The organism is Nonomuraea coxensis DSM 45129, assembly GCF_019397265.1.
In the GTDB taxonomy this organism is placed as follows: domain Bacteria; phylum Actinomycetota; class Actinomycetes; order Streptosporangiales; family Streptosporangiaceae; genus Nonomuraea; species Nonomuraea coxensis.
Genome location: NZ_CP068985.1, coordinates 6,528,594 through 6,544,762, shown reverse-complemented (window position 1 = coordinate 6,544,762; position 16,169 = coordinate 6,528,594). Strand labels below are relative to the sequence as shown.

Below are 16,169 nucleotides of genomic sequence, written 5' to 3'. Positions count from 1 at the left end.
GGCGGGCCGACGTGGCGGTCAGGCGATGGACGCGCGGGTGAGCGCCACCGCCACCCCGTACGCCAGGCCCATCACCGCCACCTCGGCCACCGCCCAGCCGACGAGAGCGGTGGCCCGGCCGGTCCTGATGGCGGGCAGCAGGCGGAAGCGGATGTGCGCGGCCAGCGGCACCAGCGCCGCCACCAGCGCCGTCTTGGCCACCACCAGCAGCCCGTAGTGGCTGGTCACGATCGCGTCCGGCAGCGTCACGCCCGGCGTCAGCGCCATCGTGCCGAGCCCGGTCACCAGGCCCGACAGGGCGACCAGCAGCAGGCACAGCGTCGCCAGCCGGGAGAACTTCGGCAGCGTCACCGCCAGCAGGTCGCGGTGCGGGCCCACGAACGCGACGGTCGCGATCAGGCCGCCGGCCCACGCGGCCGAGCCCATCACGTGGATCTCCATCGAGACCATGATCGGGTCGTGCCAGACCGAGTTGACGGCGTGGCCGGTCACCGGGATGGGCAGCAGGCCGAACAGGGCCACGATCACCCGCAGCTCGGCGGGCACCTTCTCGCCGAACCGCACCGCCATCAGCCCGATCCCGGCCGCGGCGAGCGCGCACGCGGCGCTGAAGAGCAGGCCCTGGCCCGTGCCGACGTTCCCGACATAGGCGGCGATCATCCCGAACGTCGGCACGCCGCCCGGGTTCAGCTCCGCCGCCTGGAACACGATCGTCAGCAGGGCGCAGATCGCCCACGCCCAGGCCGCGATCACGGCCAGCGGACGCACCCGCAGGAGGATCGGCTCCGTGCGGTCGGGGGCGTCGAAGCCGAGCAGCTTCGGCAGCAGGCTCAGCCCGACCACGGCGACGGCGGCCAGGTCGAGCAGGACCCGTACGACGGGCAGGCCCACCTCGACGACCGGGCCGGGCATCGGGATGCCGGGGACGGCCTCCTGCGCGGTGAACGAGCTTGCCGCCACGGCCGCGACCACGGCGCACACGCCGAACGCCCCGGCCAGCAGCAGCGGGGCGCCGGTCCGGGGGCGGGCGAGCGCGGGAGCGGTGGCGACGCTCACGACCGCGCCCCCTCACCCTCGACGTCCTCCGCCACTCCCACGGAGCCAGGAGCCCTCGGGGCGACGGGGGCAGGGGCGCGGCGGAGCGCGACGGCGGTGCCGGCGGCGAGCAGCACCAGCGCCCCGATGATCCAGACGACGGCCATCCCGGCCCCGCCGTTGGCCGCCGCCTCGGCCGCCGCCGCCCCTGAGGCACCGGCAGCATCGGAAGCCGCCGCAGCGTCCGGGGCCGCCGCACTGTCCGTGGCCGCCGCGCTGTCCGGAGTGGCCGCGGCGTCCGGGGCTCCCGCGGCGTCCGGGGAGGGGGCGCCCGCCGGCGCCAGGGTGAAGGTGAGCTTGCCGGTGACGGGGTGTCCGTCGGCCGACAGGATGCGGTAGCCCACCACGTACGCCCCGCCCCCGGGCAGCGGCTTGAGCTTCACCGACACCCGTTCCGCCGCCACGACCGCGTCCCCGTCGGCCCACGAGGAGCCGTCCGCCCCGGTGACGCCGATCTGCGCGTACCCCTGCCGCACCGCCTGGTCGAAGACCAGCGTCACCCGCGCGGGCGCGGCCGTGAGCGTCGCCCCCTCCTTGGGATCGCTGCCGACCAGCACGTTGTGCGCCTGAGCCGCGTACGGGGGAACGGTCACCGCCGCGACACAGGCGAGCAGCAGGACCGTGAGTAGCCGCCTCAAAGCCGAAAGCCTTCCATCGAGCATGTCAGGAACCCGTATATGGTCCCATCCATGGGGAGCCCGTTCAGCGGCGCGGCACCGCACTACGCCAGACACCGGCTGGATCACGGCGAGGAGGCCGTCGCCCACGTGGCCGCCGTCCTGGGCGGGGACGCGACGGTGCTCGACCTCGGCTGCGGCCCGGGGACGGTGGCGATCCCGCTGGCCCCGCACGTGCGCGAGGTCCTGGCCGTGGACCCGGACCAGGAGATGCTGGCGGAGGGCCGGCGCCTGGGCGCGGGCGTGCCGAACATCCGCTGGCTGTCCGGCGACTCGACCGGGCTGGCCGGGCTGCCGCCGTTCGGCCACGTGGTGATGGGCCGTTCGTTCCACTGGATGGACCGCCGCGCGGTGCTGGCCGAGCTGGACCGGCTGCTGCCGCCGGACGGCGTGGTCGTGCTGCTGGGGCCGTCGCGCCGGCCGGTGGAGGAGCCGTGGGAGCCGGCGATGCGGCGGGTGCGCGCCCGCTTCGGCGTCGGGCAGCAGACGGCGCCCGGCACCTACCAGGCGACGGGCCTGCACCATCACGACGTCCTGGCGGCCTCGCCCTTCTCCGACGTCACGACGGCCTGCTACGAGCAGCCGGTGACGACCGGCCTCGACACCGTGCTCGGCCTGCAGCTCTCCTACTCCTCCAGCACGCCCACGCGCCTCGGCGAGCGGCTGGAGGCGTTCACCGAGGACGCCAGGAGAGAGCTGCTGGCCGACAACCCGTCAGGGGAGTGGGAGCACGTCAGGCAGACCGAGGTGGTCGTGGCCCGCCGTCCCGCCCGCCGTTCTCCCCCCGGTTGACCAGCCGGGACGCCAGCCCGGCCACTCGGACCGCGCCGCCGGGCCAGAGCCGCGCCAGCCGCCAGGCGATCCACGCCGACGCGGGCGCCGCGATGACGGCCTTGCCGCGGGCGACGCCGCGCAGGACGTCTGCGGCGAGCGCGTCGGCGGAGTAGAGCCGTCCAGGGGCGCGCCCGATCGCCTGCCGCGCCGCCGCGCCGACGCGGGTGGCGGGCAGGCCGGGGTTGGCGTTGTCGAGCAGCGGCGTGTCGACGAACCCCGGGCAGACGACGCACACGCGCACGCCGTGCTCGGCCGCTTCCGCCCGCAGCGCCAGCGACAGCCCGACGACGGCGTGCTTGGTGGCGGTGTACGGCAGCATCAGCGGCGCGGGCACCAGCCCGGCCAGCGACGCGGTGTTGACGATGTGCCCGTGCCCCTGCCGCACCATGATCGGGTACGCGGCCAGCACCCCGTGCACGACGCCGCGCAGGTTGACGTCGATCGTCCGGTCCCAGTGCGCGCGGGTCATCTCCAGCGCGGTGCCGCCGACCGCGATGCCGGCGTTGTTGACCATGAAGTCCAGCCGCCCCCGCTCGGCGGCCACCCGCTGGGTGAGCGCGGCGACGGCCTCGGCGTCGGTGACGTCGAGCCGGGCGTACTCCAGCTCGCCCTTGCCGCCGCCGGGGACGACCAGGTCGGCGGGCTCGTTCAGGTCGGCGACCGTGACGGCGACGCCGCGCGCGGCGAGCGCCCGGGCCAGCGCCCGCCCGATCCCGGACGCCCCTCCGGTGACGATCGCGGTCCTCACCCGTCCGCCGCTCACGCGCGGGGCTCCGCCCAGATGCCCATGGCCCGCCAGAGCCGCCGGGTGAACCGGTTGACCAGCCCCAGCTCGACGCAGAGCTCGCGGGTCCTGCCCACGGAGTCGCGGATCTCGCGCCGCGCCTCGGGGTTGCGCAGGTAGACCTCGGCGACGACGTTCGGGGGGATGCGGAAGTGCCGGATCATCGCGCCGGGCGGCGCGAGCATGATGCGGGCCATGACGCCGAGGATCAGCGGCGCGGCGACGCCGAGCATGAACCGCCGGTACGCGGGCATCCGCGGCACCCGGTTGCGCAGGTAGTGCCGGGCGAAGGAGATGTGCCTGGCCTCCTCCGCGATGTGGATGCGCATGATGGTCTCCTCCAGCGGGTGGTGCGGCCGGTCGTCCTTGAGCACCTTGCGCTGCACGTGGTCGATGGGGTCCTCGCCGCCGAGCACGAAGACGAAGAACAGCTCGGTCGAGATCAGCGGGATCAACGGCGCGACCTGCGCGACTAACGACAGCGGCCGTGGCATGCCGCGGATCGGCATCCCGGTACGGTTCACGAACTCCTGGAACATCATCCCGTGATGTCCCTCTTCGATGGTCTCGTGATAGACGTACCGGAACTCCGGCGAGCCGTTCGGCAGCCGGTAGGCGTAGTTGAGCAGCCCGCGCTTGAGCAGGTTCTCGAACTGCAGGCCGATCTTCATGGCGGTGGCCACCCGCCAGAGCCCGATCGCGGCGCGCGTCTCCGGGGGGCGGGCGAGGTACCAGGGGTGTCCGCCCAGCTTGTCCACGCCGGGCAGCTCCCACCGGGGGTCGGCGGGGTCCACCCGGTAGCCGGGGTCGTCCCAGGGGATGTCGCGGTAGGGCTCCCAGTGCTTGTCGACGGACGCCTTCGACAGGCGTTCGATGACGGCCCGGTAGGCGGTGCGGCCGGTGACCTGCTCGTCGGTCTCCCTGGCGGTGATAGAGCTCGGTGCGCGTGTCATCGCATGCACTCCTCTCCTCGCCAAGTAATTGTACGAATCGTCCAATAGCTCGGGAAGAGGGGTGTTTCACAGCTTTTCGAGGGATACGCCGAGCTCGTTGGCCGCCGCCGTACGGATCAGCGCGTTGATCCGGCGCCGCGAGAGCACCTTGGGATGCACGTTCGTCTGGATGGCCAGCCCGTCGATGAGCCCGAAGATCCGCCAGCTCGACCCGTCGGGATCGGGACAGGTGAACTCGCCCGCCGCGGCCCCGTCCTCGATGATCGCCCGCAGCAGCAGGCGGCCGTGGGTGTCGATGCGGCGCGAGATCTCCTCCAGCTCGGCGTTGCGCATCGCCTCCGCCCAGGCGTCGATCCACAGGCGCCAGCCCTCCGGCTGCATGCTGGGGGAGCAGACGCGCAGCAGGCTGCGCAGCCGGTCGAGCGGCGCGGCCTTGGACTGCTCGATGTCCTCCAGCGTGGTCAGGTGCTGCCGGGCGGCGTACATGAAGGCCTGGGCGAACAGCCGTTCCTTGCTCTCGAAGTGATAGAAGAGCAGGGCCTGGCTGACGCCCGCCGCGCGGGCGATGTCGACGGTCCTGGTGTGGCCGAAGCCCTGTTCCGCGATCACCTCACAGGCGGTCTTCAGGAGATCCTCACGCCGTAATCGGCTGAAACCAGATGTCACAACGGGTAACTCTTTTCCAAGCTGACCATCTTTTTGATCATGGTATCGGCCGGTCCCCGACCGTAGTCGATCAGGGCCGGAAACCATCCCTTACCCGCTCCTTCGCGACCCCACCCCTGGGCGCGCCGCGTCGGCAGAGCGATGCTCTATGCGTCCCGCGTCCGGCTGATTAGAGTAAGTGAGCACTGATACCGAGGAGTCGAAGTGAACCTTGCTGACTATCGGCGTGCAGCCAGGGCCTGGCTGGAGGAGAACGCTCCGCACGACGACCCGCCAGGGACGGACGCCATCACCAGGGCCAAGGAGTTCATGGCCAAGCTCTACGACGCCGGCTACTCCGGCATCACCTGGCCCGCCCAGTGGGGCGGCCAGGGGCTGACGCAGGCGGAGGAGCGGGCCTTCGCCGCCGAGGCCCGCGACTACACCCTCCCCACCTACGTCTTCTCGATCGGCCTCGGCATGACCGGCCCGACCCTCGTCGACCGGGGCACCGACGCCCAGCGCGAACGGTTCGTCCGGCCGCTCCTGCGCGGCGAGGAGATCTGGTGCCAGCTCTTCTCGGAGCCGGGCGCGGGCAGCGACGTCGCCAGCCTGCAGACCAAGGCCGAGCGCGACGGCGACCACTGGGTGGTCAACGGGCAGAAGGTGTGGACCTCGGTGGCCCACCACGCCGACTGGGGCCTGCTGCTGGCCCGTACCGACGTGGAGGTGCCCAAGCACAAGGGCCTCACCATGTTCGTGGTGGACATGCACCATCCGGGCGTGACCGTCCGCCCACTGAAGGACATGTCCGGCCGGGCCAACTTCAACGAGATCTACTTCGACAACGTGATCATCCCCGACGAGCACCGCGTCGGCGAGGTCAACGACGGCTGGAGCGTCGCCGTCACGACGCTGCTGCACGAGCGGCTGTCGATCTCCGCGGGCGTCGGCATGGGCGGCTCGAAGGACCACCCGGCCTCCCTGGAGGCGCTGCGCAAGGTCCTCGACACGAGCGACCCGCTGGTCCGCGACCAGCTCGTCGAGCTGCACATCCGCAGCCGCGCGCTGGCCCTGTTCAACCAGCGCCTGTCCCAGGAGACCAAGGCCGGCATCTTCCCCGGCGCGCGGGGCAGCGGCGCCAAGCTGCTGCTGGCCGAGCTCACGCTGTTCCAGGCGGACCTCGCCACCCAGCTCGTCGGGCCGGAGACGGCGCTGGCCGGCCATCCGCTCGCCCAGGCCCTGTCCATGGCGCCCGGCATGGCGCTCGGCGGCGGCACCAACGAGATCATGCGCAACATCGTGGGCGACCGCGTGCTCGGGCTGCCGCCCGAACCGCGGGTGGACAAGAACGTGCCGTTCAAGGACCTGAAGGTGGGGACGCAGGCGTGAAGCTCGTACTCGGCGAAGAGCAGCGGCAGCTCCAGGAATCCGTCAGGTCCTTCCTGGGGACGGCCTCGCCGCTGCGCAAGGCCCGCGAGGGCTACGACCCGCAGGTCTACGCCCGCCTGAACGGCGAGCTGGGCCTGTCCGGCCTGATCATCCCCGAGGAGTACGGCGGCGCCGGCGCCGGCCTCACCGAGTTGTCGGTCGCGCTGGAGGAGACCGGCGCCGCGCTGCTGCCGGGACCGTTCCTCGCCACCGCCTTCGCCGCCATCGCCCTGACCGCGACGCCCGACAAGGAGCTGCTGTCCGGCATCGCCGAGGGCCGCCTCGCCGCCACCCTGGCCGTGCCCGCCGGCGACGAGCTCACCTGCGACGGCACGTCCGTCAGCGGCCGGCTCGCGCAGGTGCTGAGCGGCATGGAGGCCGACGTGCTGGTGGCGCCCGCGACCGCCGCCGACGGCGGCGCGGTCATGGTCGCCGTCGAGCTGACCGCCCCCGGCGTCACCAGGACCGCCCTGGAGACCCTCGACCTCACCCGCGGCCAGGCCGAGATCGTCCTCGACGGCGCGCCCTGCCGGGTGCTCGGCCCCCGCCAGGACGGCGGCGTCATGGACCGGGTGTGCGTCGCGCTCGCCGCCGAGCAGCTCGGCGTCATGCGGGCCGCGCTCGACGCCATCGTCGCCTACGCCAAGATCCGCGTCGCCTTCGGCCGCTACATCGGCTCCTACCAGGGGGTCAAGCACAAGCTCGCCGACATGCACAACAAGCTCGAACAGGCCGAGTCCATCGTCAGGTACGCCGCCTGGGCCGCCGACGAGGCCCCGGACGAGCTGCCGGAGGCCGCCGCGCTCGCCCAGGCGTACATCGGCCGCGCCTGCTTCGAGGTCGCCCGCGACCACCTGTTGCTGCACGGCGGCATCGGCTACACCTGGGAGCACGACGCTCACCTGTTCTACAAGCGGGCGAAGGCCGACGAGGTGCTGCTCGGCCCGCCCCGGATCCACCGTGCCCGACTCGCGGAGCTCCTGGAGCTGTGATGGACTTCGACAAGACTCCCGGTTTCTACGCCATCGCCGCCGCCCACCCCGACCGCCTGGCCGTCATCGACACCGACGGCACCCGCACCACCTACGGCGACCTGCTCACCCGCGTCAACCAGGTCTCGCACGGCCTGCGCGCCCGCGGGCTCGGCGTCGGCGACGTGGTGGCGGGCGTGCTGCCCAACGGCATCGACGCGGTCGTCATGCTCATGGCCACCGGCCAGCTCGGCCTCTACTACGTGCCGATCAACTGGCACCTGACCGAGGCCGAGGTGGCGTACATCCTGCGCGACTGCGACGCCAAGGTCGTCGTCACCGGCCCTGACCACCAGGTGCCGGGCGGCGAGGTCGGCACGGCGGGGCTCGCCGAGGGGCAGCCCGGCGACGCGCCCGCCGACCGGACCAGCGGCGCGGTCATGTGGTACACCTCCGGCACCACCGGCTTCCCGAAGGGCGTCCAGCGCTCGCTGCCGGGGGCCGAGCCCGAGGCGATCGTGCCGCTGTACGCGTGGTTCTTCGGCGAGGTCGTGGACCTCAAGCCGGGCGACGAGATCCACTTGGTGACCTCGCCGATGTACCACTCCGCGCCGTGCGCCCACACCCAGTTCGCGCTGCACTTCGGGCACACCGTGGTGATCACCCCGCGGTTCGACCCGGAGAACATCCTGGAGCTGGTCGAGCGCTACCGGGTGACCAACGCGATGATGGTCCCGACCATGTTCCACCGCATGCTCCAGCTCCCCGAGGACGTGCGCGCCAAGTACGACGTCTCCAGCCTGCGCCAGGTCATCCACACCGCCGCGGCCTGCCCGGTCGCGGTCAAGCAGCAGATCATGGACTGGTGGGGGCCGGTGCTCTACGAGTACTACGGCTCCACCGAGTCCACGATCGCCTTCTCCGTCAAGCCGCACGACTGGCTGGCCAGGCCGGGCACGGTCGGCCGGCCCGCGCCCACGTTCGAGGCGAAGATCCTCGGCGAGGACGGCGAGGAGCTGCCGCCCGGCGAGCCCGGCCTGATCTACGTCAAGTCGTCCATGGGCAGCTTCGAGTACCGCAAGGACCCGGCGAAGACCGCCGCCAGCATGCGCGGCGAATGGTACACACCGGGCGACATCGGCTACTTGGACGACGACGGCTTCCTGTTCCTGTGCGACCGGCGTACCGACCTCATCGTCTCCGGCGGGGTGAACATCTACCCCGCCGAGATCGAGGCCGCGCTCCTGGAGCACCCAGCGGTGGCCGATGTGGCCGTCATCGGGGTCCCGGACGAGGAGTGGGGGCACAACGTGGTCGCGCTCGTCCAGCCGGCCGAGGGCGTCGAGGCGGGGCCCGACCTGACCGCCGAGCTGCTGGAGCACTGCGGGCCGCGCATCGCCAGGTTCAAGCACCCGAAGGTCGTCGAGTACCGCGAGCAACTGCCGCGCACCCCCACCGGCAAGCTGTCGCGCTCCAAGGTGCGCGCCGAGTACCTGGACGGCGACTCGTAGACCCTAGTCCGGGCCCGGCCGCTCGCCGGGCCCGGACCGGCCGCCGGCCGCGCGGCGGTAGCGCTCCGCCAGCCGCCGTACGGTCTCGGCCAGCTCCGGCGGGTCGAGCACCTCGAAGTCCTCACGGATGAACCCGACCCAGACCGCGAGGCCCTCCAGGTCGTCGCCGCCGACCTCCACCAGGCAGCTCGCCTCGTCGCGCGGCCGCGCCTCCATGCCGAACCTGGCCAGGTAGCCCAGCCGCCCGGCGGGGGCGTGCACGAGCAGCGTCGCCCGGTGCCGGACCAGCGCCGTGCTGATGCCGCGCTCCACGTACGCCGCCACGTCACCGTCCGCCGGCAGCTCGCGCGGGGCGAACCGGGGGCCGCCGGGGGTGCGCGGACGCATCCGGTCCACCCGGAACGTGCGCCAGTCACGCCGCTCCACGTCGTAGGCCACCAGGTACCAGCGGCCCCGCCGGTGCACCAGGCGGTGCGGCTCGACGTCGCGGGCCGTGCCGTCGCCGTCGTGGCCGGTGTAGTCGAAGCGCAGGCGCTCGTGGTCGCGGGCCGCGTTCGCGATCGTGGTCAGCAGCTCGGGCGGCACGGCGGCCGCGCCGGGCATCCGGTACGGAGCCTGCACGGTGTAGGAGTTGAGCGCCTGCACCCGGCGGCGCAGCCGCGCAGGCAGCACCTGCTCCAGCTTGGCCAGCGCCCGCACCGACGTCTCCTCGATGCCCTCCACGCCGCCGCCCGCCGCCCGGCCCAGCCCGACGGCCACCGCCACCGCCTCCTCGTCGTCGAGCAGCAGCGGCGGCAGCGCGGCGCCCGCCCCGAGCCGGTAGCCGCCCGCGACGCCCGGCGTGGCGTGCACCGGGTAGCCGAGCGTGCGCAGCCGTTCGACGTCGTTGCGGATGGTCCGGGTCGAGACCCCGAGCCGGGAGGCCAGCTCGGGGCCGGACCACTCGCGGTGCGCCTGGAGGAGCGAGAGCAGCTTGAGCAGGCGGGCGGAGGTTTCCAGCATGACGCCAGTCTGCCCGCCCTCGCGGCAGGAACCGTTCCTCGTCAGAACAGCTTCTGCGCCTGCTGCACGACGGTCAGCACGGTCAGCGAGCCGAAGAACGCGACCGACCAGACCAGCGCCCCCAACCGGTACGACCGCACCCTGATCTCCTTGGGCAGGGCCCGCCGGTTGAGCACGATCAGCAGGATCGAGTACACGAACATCATCACGGCCGCGAAGCTCGCCGAGAACACCAGCAGGATCAGCGGCTGGTCGAAGCCCAGCAGCAGGATCGCGATGCCGACCAGCACCAGCGTCCACACGGTGAGGAAGTAGACGCGGTTGACCGACACCGGCTTGTCACGCAGGTAGACGGTCTTGATCGTGTCGGAGGCGAGGCGCGAGGTGTAGTCGACGATGCCCATCGCCGAGGCGAACAGCGCCAGCGCGCCGATCACCCAGAACAGCACGCCGAACCACGCGCCGACGGTCTCCTGCAGCGCCCGGCCCTCCACCTCCAGGAAGCCGATGCTGTTCTGCAGGCCCTCCCGGCCGAAGACGGTCGAGTACGCCAGCATCGACATCAGGGCGATCGTCACGAACGACACCAGGGCGAACGTCCACGCCTGCTCGACGTTGGCGAAGCGCCACCACCGCCGCCAGCGGGCGAGGTTGCCGTCGGTCGGGGCGAACTGGAAGCCGGTCGTGGGCGCCGCCTCCTCGTGGCCGGTGACCGGGCTGACCAGGCGGGGGACGTACAGGCCCATGCCGAAGCCCTTGTCGCGGATCCAGTTGCTCTGGCACAGGTTCTGGCCGCCGCCCGCGCCCGCGTACGCGATGGCGCCCATGAGCACCGCGAACTCCAGCTCGGGCACCGGGAACCTGGCGTCCACGGTCATGCCCTTGCCCAGCTCGACCCAGCTGTCGGCGGTGATGGCGAACAGCACCGCGACCACGATCAGCGTCACGACCAGGGCGATCTTGACGAAGATCACCCGTTCCAGCGCCGTGTAGATCACCGGTGCCAGGGTCAGGCCGAGCGCGATCAGGAGGAGCATGCCGATCGCGATCCACCGGACGCTGCCCGCACCCGTCCCGGTGAGGTACGTGACCATGGTGGCCGAACTGGTCACCCAGCCCGGCCACAGGTTGGAGCAGAGCGTCATGAGGACGAAGACCAGGCCCCAGTGCCGCCACATGCGGCTGAAGCCGGTGAGCGCGGTCTCGCCGGTGGCCAGCGTGTAGCGCTCGATCTCCATGTTGAGGAACCACTGGGTGATGATGCCGACGGCCGCGCCCCAGACGAAGATCAGTCCGACTTGGGAGGCGATGTACGGCCAGAGGATGAACTCGCCCGACGCCAGGCCGACGCCCGCGCCCACCAGGCCGGGGCCGATGACGCGCCAGGTCGATCGGGGCGGTTCGGGCAGGTCGCGGACGGTGACGGGGGGCAGGACTCGCGCAGGAACGGTGGGGGTGAACTCCGCCATGCGGATCTCCTTGTTCGGCGTGTCTCACCGATCACCTTACAAAGATCCCCAAGCGGTGTGAAACAGCTAGTGAACCCACACTTCGTACTCGCCCCGATCGGTGAACCCGACGACCTCGCCGCCCGCGCCCATGAGCCCGCCGAGCGCCGTGCGGACCGCGGCCCGCCACTCCGCCGCCGTGCCGGGGTCCGTGCGGCGCAGCTCCTCGATGTCGGGCGGGGTGCCGACGAGCACGACCTCGCCGCCCGCGAGGTGGAAGACCGGGCGGCCGTCCTCGCAGGCCAGGAGCGCCCGCGGCGGCCGGTCCCCGGCGGGCGCGTCCGCCGCCGGCCGGTCGTCCTCGTCCACCTGCCACACCGCGAGCAGCCGGTCGGAGGCGTCGCCCTCGTTGATCGCGTCCGCCATCGTCCCGTAGAAGTCCTCCAGGTACTCCTCGGGGCGCGCGCCCAGCTTGACCAGGTTGAAGCGGGCGTTGCGGCGGACGAGCGGGTCGAAGGTCCAGGTGATCCGCCGCAGCCCGCGCTCCCGGCACCAGTCGCGCTGGTGGAGCTTCAGCGCGTAGCCGACGCCGCGGCCCGCCGCCGCGCCCGTGACGTGCGAGTGCAGCGTCCGGTCCGCGGCCAGGAACCCGACGGACGCGCCGACCAGCGTGCCGCCGTCGTAGGCCCCGGCCACGTAGCCGCCGCCGTGCGCGAACCCGATCATCAGCTCAAGGGGGACGGGCACGTTACGCGGATCCGGGTGCCAGATGTCGTCGAACAGCCGGTTGACCTGCCGGAACTCGTCGATCTCCGACAGCTCCCTGATCACGACACCGGCCCTCGCCGCCGCCTCCGCGGCACTGATGGTCATCGAAACGTCACTCCCCGTAGTCATAATGAGATGCGCCGTCCCCGACCGGGACGTCCGTCGACCAGGAGGTTCCATGAAAGCAGCACCCACCGCCCTCCGCACCGCCCTTCGCACCACCGGCCTTCGCACCACCGGCCTTCGCACCACCGGCCTCCGCGGCGCCGCCGCCGGCCTCTGCGCCGCCGTGCTCGTGGCCGTGCCGCTCGCGGCCGCGCCCGCCTCGGCCGCGGGCCGCGCGGGCGCGGATCTCGCCGTCACCGTCACCGGGGCGGGCGGCAGTGGCGCCTACCGCTACCTGCTGACCTGCGACCCCACCGGCGGCAGCCACCCGCGGCCCGCCGACGCCTGCGCCGCGCTGCACTCGGTGGGCGGCAGGGTGGACGCCCTCGACGTCGACCCCGGCCCCTGCACCCAGATCCACGCGCCGGTCCACGCCGAGGTCGCCGGCCGCTGGTACGGCCGGCCGATCGCCTACCATCACGACTTCCCCAACAGGTGCCTCATGATCCGGACCCTCGGCCCGGTGGTGTAGCTCCCGGGCCCGGCCCCCGCTCAGGTCAGCAGCTCGCCGAAGAGGCGGTGCACGTTGCCGCCGATGATCTTCTCGACGTCCTTCTCCGGCAGGCCGCGGGCGAGCAGCCCCTCGGTGACCAGAGGCAGGCCCTCCGGCCCCGCCAGGCCGGGCACCGTGGCCTTCGGGTCCACGCCGCGGTCGTTCTCGCCCTCGCAGAACGGCGGCATCAGGTCGTCGTAGACCTCCTTGACGAAGTCGGGCCCGAGGCCGACGTGGTCGATGCCGGCCACCCCGGCGATGTGCTCGATGTGGTCGAGCAGGCGGTCGAGCGTGTAGCCGGCCGGCTGCTCGGCCAGGAAGGGGGCGAAGAAGTTGACGCAGACCACGCCTCCGGTCGCGGCCACGCCGCGCAACTGCTCGTCGGTGAGGTTGCGGTGGTGGTCACGCAGCGCACGGGCCGAGGAGTGGGTGGCGATGACCGGCCTGGTGGCCAGCTCCAGGACGTGCGCGACACCCGAGGCGCCGAGATGGGAGACGTCGAAGATGATGCCGAGCCGCTCCATCTCCGCGAGGGCGGCGACGCCGTGCGAGGTCAGGCCGCTGCCGGTGGCGTCCTCGGCGCTGCCGTCGGCCAGTGGCGTGCGGCCGAAGTGCGCGATCGACGCCACCCGGACGCCCAGCCGGTGCACCGTCGGGATCAGCTCGACGCTGGCGTCCAGGCCCGGCATGCTCTCCATCGCCAGCACCAGCGCGATCCTGCCCGACTCCAGCGCGGCGTCGATCTCGCGGGCGTCGCGGCAGAGCGACACCCGGTCGGCGTTGCCCTCGGCGATCACGTGGGCGCACTCGATCATCCGCAACGTCTGCCGCAGCGCCCCCTCAGGGCGGTACTGGTCGTCGATGAAGACCGGCAGGACCTGAAGGTCGACCCCGCCCGCGGTGAGCTGCGGCAGCCAGCGGTCGCGGAAGAACGACGACCACACGTGCGGCGGGCGGGCGGAGACGGCCATCAGCAGGTCGTTGTGCGTGTCGGCGACGACGGCACGCCGGTGCAAGGGGTGAAGCGTCATGCTCGGACGTTACCGCGCCGGGCTCAGCCGGTAGGCGCCACCCGGGGCCTTGCCCGTGAGCCTGCGGTAGAGCGTCGTCGGGCCCGGCCAGTTGTTGGTGACGCGGCCCTCGGCCGTCTTGTACCAGCTCTGGCAGCCGCCGCCCCACACCATGCGCTCCATGGCCGCGTCGAGCTGCCGCGTCCAGGCCGCCATCGCCTCGGGGCGCACCTCGATCGGGCCCTGCTCGGTCAGCCGGGGCAGGCAGGCCATGATGTGGCCGACCTGGCATTCGAGCATGAAGATGATCGAGTTGTGGCCGAGGTTGGTGTTGGGGCCGTACAGCAGGAACATGTTGGGGAACTCCGGCACCGAGATGCCGAGGTAGGCCTCCGCGCCGTTCGCCCACCGCTCGCGCAGTGAGCGGCCGGAGCGGCCCGTGATCTCCATCGGGGTCAGGAACTCCGTGCTCTTGAACCCGGTCGCGTAGACGATCGTGTCGACCTCGCGCAGCCCTTCGGTGGTCTCGACGCCGCGCGGGGCGATGCGGACGATCTTGTCGGTGATCACGTCCACGTTGTCCCTGGTGAGGGCGGGGTAGAAGCGGCTGTCGATGACGACCCGTTTGCAGCCGGGCGGGTAGTCGGGGGTGAGCTTGGCGCGCAGCGCCGGGTCGGGCACCTGGTCGTACAGGTGGCCGAGCGCCCGCTTCTTCAGCAGGCCCGTGCTCCAGCCGTGCGCGAGCGCGGGGTAGAGGGTGGCCTCGGCGTACCGGTAGATCCACTCGCGGTAGGCCCGCTGCAGGCCGGGGACGTAGTGGAGGGCGAGCTTGGTCAGCGGGCCGAACGTGGCGTCCGGCTTCGGGATGACCCAGTTGGGGGTGCGCTGGAAGACGTGCAGCCGCTCGGCGCGCTCGGCGACGGGCGGGATGAGCTGGGCCGCCGACGAGCCGGTGCCGATGACCGCGACCTGCCTGCCGGTGAGGTCGTGGTCGTGGTTCCAGCGGGCGGAGTGGAAGGAGACGCCCGTGAAGTCCGACATTCCGGGGATGTCGGGAAGGTGGGGGCGGTTGAGCTGGCCGATGCTCACCACCATGACGTCGAACGCCTCCGTGTGCTCGCCCCCGTCCGGCCCGGTGGCGGTGATCCGCCACTGGCGGCCGTCGAAGGCGGCGCTGCGGACCTCGCTGCGGAACCTGATCTTCCGCCGTACGTCGTACTTGTCGGCGCAGTGCTCCAGATAGCCGAGGATCTCCGGCTGGTCCGGGTAGCGACGGGTCCAGCTCGCGTACTTCTCGAAGGAGTAGGAATACAGATGGGACGGGATGTCGCAGCCCGCCCCCGGATAACTGTTGTCGCGCCAGGTCCCGCCGAGGTCGTCCGCCTTCTCGAAGATCGTGTACGAGCGGATCCCGGCCCTTTCCAGCCGGATCGCCATGCACAGTCCGCCGAAGCCGGCTCCGATGATCGCGACGCTTGGTGCCATGCCACCCTCCGCCAGTCAGTATCCACTTACATTACGCCGAACGTCGATCCGCCGCGACCCTCCCCGAGGCCGATAGTCTTCGCAGGTGGCTGCTGTGACGTTGACGGACGTGATCGGAGTGCTCGAGGCGGCCTACCCGCCCGCCCGGGCCGAGTCGTGGGACGCGGTGGGGCTGGTCAGCGGCGATCCCACCCAGGAGGTAAGGCGAGTGCTGCTCGCCGTCGACCCCGTCGCGGCCGTCGCCGAGGAGGCCCTGGAGTGGGGCGCCGACCTCATCGTCGTCCACCACCCCCTCTACCTGCGCGGCACCACGAGCGTGGCCGCCACCACCCCCAAAGGCCGGTTGATCCACACCCTGATCAGGCGCGGCGTCGCCCTCTACACCGCCCACACCAACGCCGACGTCGCCAACCCCGGCGTCTCCGACGCGCTGGCCCGCGCCGTCGGCCTGGTCGGCGACCTGGTGCCGCTGCGGCCGTTCCCCGACGACCCGTGGCGCGGGCTCGGCCGCATCGGCGAGCCGCCCGCGCCGACGACGCTGGGCGAGTTCGCGGCGCGGGCCGCCGAAGGGCTGCCCCGCACGGCGTGGGGCATCAGAGTGGCGGGCGACCTCTCCCGGCCCGTGCGCCGCGTCGCGGTCAGCGGGGGAGCGGGCGACTCCCTGCTCGGCGCCGCCGCCGAGGCCGGGGTGGACGTGTTCCTGACGGCCGACCTGCGCCACCATCCGGCCAGCGAGTTCGTCGAGTCGGGCGGGCCCGCGCTGATCGACGCCGCCCACTGGGCGACCGAGTGGCCGTGGCTCGACAGCGCGGCGTCCATCCTGCACGCCAGTGGCGTTACCGTTGAGACGCGTGTCTCCGCCACGGTCACCGATGCTTGGACAAGAGGATATTGATC

16 protein-coding genes are annotated in these 16,169 nt (G+C 72.2%); 6 read left to right on the top strand and 10 right to left on the bottom strand.

Annotation, left to right across the window (positions count from 1 at the left end; all coding sequences use genetic code 11):
• Positions 1-18 precede the first annotated feature (18 nt).
• Positions 19-1,056 (bottom strand): copper resistance D family protein, encoded by a 1,038-nt coding sequence (locus Nocox_RS30680; protein WP_020541902.1) that lies wholly within the window; start codon positions 1,054-1,056, stop codon positions 19-21.
• On the bottom strand, positions 1,053-1,733 hold the full coding sequence (locus tag Nocox_RS30675; RefSeq protein WP_020541901.1) for a copper resistance CopC family protein: 681 nt from the start codon (positions 1,731-1,733) through the stop codon (positions 1,053-1,055). Before Nocox_RS30675 ends, Nocox_RS30680 begins: the two co-directional genes overlap by 4 nt.
• A 51-nt stretch (positions 1,734-1,784) precedes the next feature.
• On the opposite strand from Nocox_RS30675, the gene Nocox_RS30670 reads away from it, so the two are divergent.
• The gene (locus Nocox_RS30670; RefSeq protein ID WP_020541900.1) at positions 1,785-2,564 is read left to right on the top strand and encodes a class I SAM-dependent methyltransferase; all 780 of its coding nucleotides are present in this window, start codon (positions 1,785-1,787) and stop codon (positions 2,562-2,564) included.
• Here Nocox_RS30670 and Nocox_RS30665 read toward each other — a convergent pair.
• The 3 genes from Nocox_RS30665 to Nocox_RS30655 form a co-directional block, all read right to left on the bottom strand.
• Entirely contained in the window at positions 2,506-3,369 is an 864-nt protein-coding gene (locus Nocox_RS30665; RefSeq protein WP_246649608.1) for an SDR family NAD(P)-dependent oxidoreductase, read from the bottom strand. The genes Nocox_RS30670 and Nocox_RS30665 overlap by 59 nt on opposite strands.
• Positions 3,366-4,343 (bottom strand): AurF N-oxygenase family protein, encoded by a 978-nt coding sequence (locus Nocox_RS30660; RefSeq protein WP_020541898.1) that lies wholly within the window; start codon positions 4,341-4,343, stop codon positions 3,366-3,368. The genes Nocox_RS30665 and Nocox_RS30660 overlap by 4 nt, the downstream gene beginning before the upstream one ends.
• A 66-nt stretch (positions 4,344-4,409) precedes the next feature.
• The gene (locus Nocox_RS30655) at positions 4,410-4,952 is read right to left on the bottom strand and encodes a TetR/AcrR family transcriptional regulator (protein WP_020541897.1); all 543 of its coding nucleotides are present in this window, start codon (positions 4,950-4,952) and stop codon (positions 4,410-4,412) included.
• Between the two features lie 261 nt (positions 4,953-5,213).
• Here Nocox_RS30655 and Nocox_RS30650 point away from each other — a divergent pair, with 261 nt between their 5' ends.
• Genes Nocox_RS30650 through Nocox_RS30640 form a run of 3 tightly spaced genes read left to right on the top strand, consistent with a single transcriptional unit; the run spans position 5,214 to position 8,901 of the window.
• Positions 5,214-6,380, top strand: coding sequence for an acyl-CoA dehydrogenase family protein (locus tag Nocox_RS30650; protein ID WP_026214067.1), 1,167 nt, complete (start codon positions 5,214-5,216; stop codon positions 6,378-6,380).
• Positions 6,377-7,411 carry an acyl-CoA dehydrogenase family protein gene (locus tag Nocox_RS30645; RefSeq protein WP_020541895.1) on the top strand — a complete coding sequence of 345 codons (1,035 nt, stop codon included), beginning with the start codon at positions 6,377-6,379 and terminating at the stop codon, positions 7,409-7,411. Before Nocox_RS30650 ends, Nocox_RS30645 begins: the two co-directional genes overlap by 4 nt.
• On the top strand, positions 7,411-8,901 hold the full coding sequence (locus Nocox_RS30640) for an AMP-binding protein (protein ID WP_020541894.1): 1,491 nt from the start codon (positions 7,411-7,413) through the stop codon (positions 8,899-8,901). Before Nocox_RS30645 ends, Nocox_RS30640 begins: the two co-directional genes overlap by 1 nt.
• Before the next feature lie 3 nt (positions 8,902-8,904).
• Here Nocox_RS30640 and Nocox_RS30635 read toward each other — a convergent pair whose 3' ends face one another.
• From Nocox_RS30635 to Nocox_RS30625, 3 genes are all read right to left on the bottom strand, one after another.
• The gene (locus Nocox_RS30635; RefSeq protein WP_020541893.1) at positions 8,905-9,903 is read right to left on the bottom strand and encodes a helix-turn-helix transcriptional regulator; all 999 of its coding nucleotides are present in this window, start codon (positions 9,901-9,903) and stop codon (positions 8,905-8,907) included.
• A 41-nt stretch (positions 9,904-9,944) separates the two neighbouring features.
• Positions 9,945-11,372, bottom strand: coding sequence for an Nramp family divalent metal transporter (locus tag Nocox_RS30630; RefSeq protein WP_020541892.1), 1,428 nt, complete (start codon positions 11,370-11,372; stop codon positions 9,945-9,947).
• A 66-nt stretch (positions 11,373-11,438) separates the two neighbouring features.
• Positions 11,439-12,224 carry a hypothetical protein gene (locus Nocox_RS30625; RefSeq protein WP_020541891.1) on the bottom strand — a complete coding sequence of 262 codons (786 nt, stop codon included), beginning with the start codon at positions 12,222-12,224 and terminating at the stop codon, positions 11,439-11,441.
• Positions 12,225-12,297: 73 nt separating this feature from the next.
• Between Nocox_RS30625 and Nocox_RS30620 the strand changes: the two genes are divergently transcribed.
• On the top strand, positions 12,298-12,756 hold the full coding sequence (locus tag Nocox_RS30620; protein ID WP_020541890.1) for an SSI family serine proteinase inhibitor: 459 nt from the start codon (positions 12,298-12,300) through the stop codon (positions 12,754-12,756).
• A gap of 20 nt (positions 12,757-12,776) precedes the next feature.
• Here Nocox_RS30620 and Nocox_RS30615 read toward each other — a convergent pair whose 3' ends face one another.
• On the bottom strand, positions 12,777-13,808 hold the full coding sequence (locus Nocox_RS30615) for a dipeptidase (RefSeq protein ID WP_026214066.1): 1,032 nt from the start codon (positions 13,806-13,808) through the stop codon (positions 12,777-12,779).
• A gap of 9 nt (positions 13,809-13,817) precedes the next feature.
• Positions 13,818-15,272 carry a flavin-containing monooxygenase gene (locus Nocox_RS30610; RefSeq protein ID WP_020541888.1) on the bottom strand — a complete coding sequence of 485 codons (1,455 nt, stop codon included), beginning with the start codon at positions 15,270-15,272 and terminating at the stop codon, positions 13,818-13,820.
• Positions 15,273-15,366: 94 nt separating this feature from the next.
• Here Nocox_RS30610 and Nocox_RS30605 point away from each other — a divergent pair, with 94 nt between their 5' ends.
• Positions 15,367-16,167: a Nif3-like dinuclear metal center hexameric protein gene (locus tag Nocox_RS30605; protein WP_026214065.1), complete on the top strand. Its 801-nt coding sequence runs from the start codon at positions 15,367-15,369 to the stop codon at positions 16,165-16,167.
• The last annotated feature ends 2 nt before the right edge of the window (positions 16,168-16,169 follow it).

Excerpts from the sequence above, each read along its gene's own strand:
- Nocox_RS30670 (WP_020541900.1), top strand. The coding sequence starts at position 1,785 with ATGGGGAGCCCGTTCAGCGGCGCGGCACCGCACTACGCCAGACACCGG.
- Nocox_RS30660 (WP_020541898.1), bottom strand. The coding sequence starts at position 4,343 with ATGACACGCGCACCGAGCTCTATCACCGCCAGGGAGACCGACGAGCAG.
- Nocox_RS30640 (WP_020541894.1), top strand. The coding sequence starts at position 7,411 with ATGGACTTCGACAAGACTCCCGGTTTCTACGCCATCGCCGCCGCCCAC.
- Nocox_RS30635 (WP_020541893.1), bottom strand. The coding sequence starts at position 9,903 with ATGCTGGAAACCTCCGCCCGCCTGCTCAAGCTGCTCTCGCTCCTCCAG.
- Nocox_RS30630 (WP_020541892.1), bottom strand. The coding sequence starts at position 11,372 with ATGGCGGAGTTCACCCCCACCGTTCCTGCGCGAGTCCTGCCCCCCGTC.
- Nocox_RS30625 (WP_020541891.1), bottom strand. The coding sequence starts at position 12,224 with ATGACCATCAGTGCCGCGGAGGCGGCGGCGAGGGCCGGTGTCGTGATC.
- Nocox_RS30620 (WP_020541890.1), top strand. The coding sequence starts at position 12,298 with ATGAAAGCAGCACCCACCGCCCTCCGCACCGCCCTTCGCACCACCGGC.
- Nocox_RS30615 (WP_026214066.1), bottom strand. The coding sequence starts at position 13,808 with ATGACGCTTCACCCCTTGCACCGGCGTGCCGTCGTCGCCGACACGCAC.
- Nocox_RS30610 (WP_020541888.1), bottom strand. The coding sequence starts at position 15,272 with ATGGCACCAAGCGTCGCGATCATCGGAGCCGGCTTCGGCGGACTGTGC.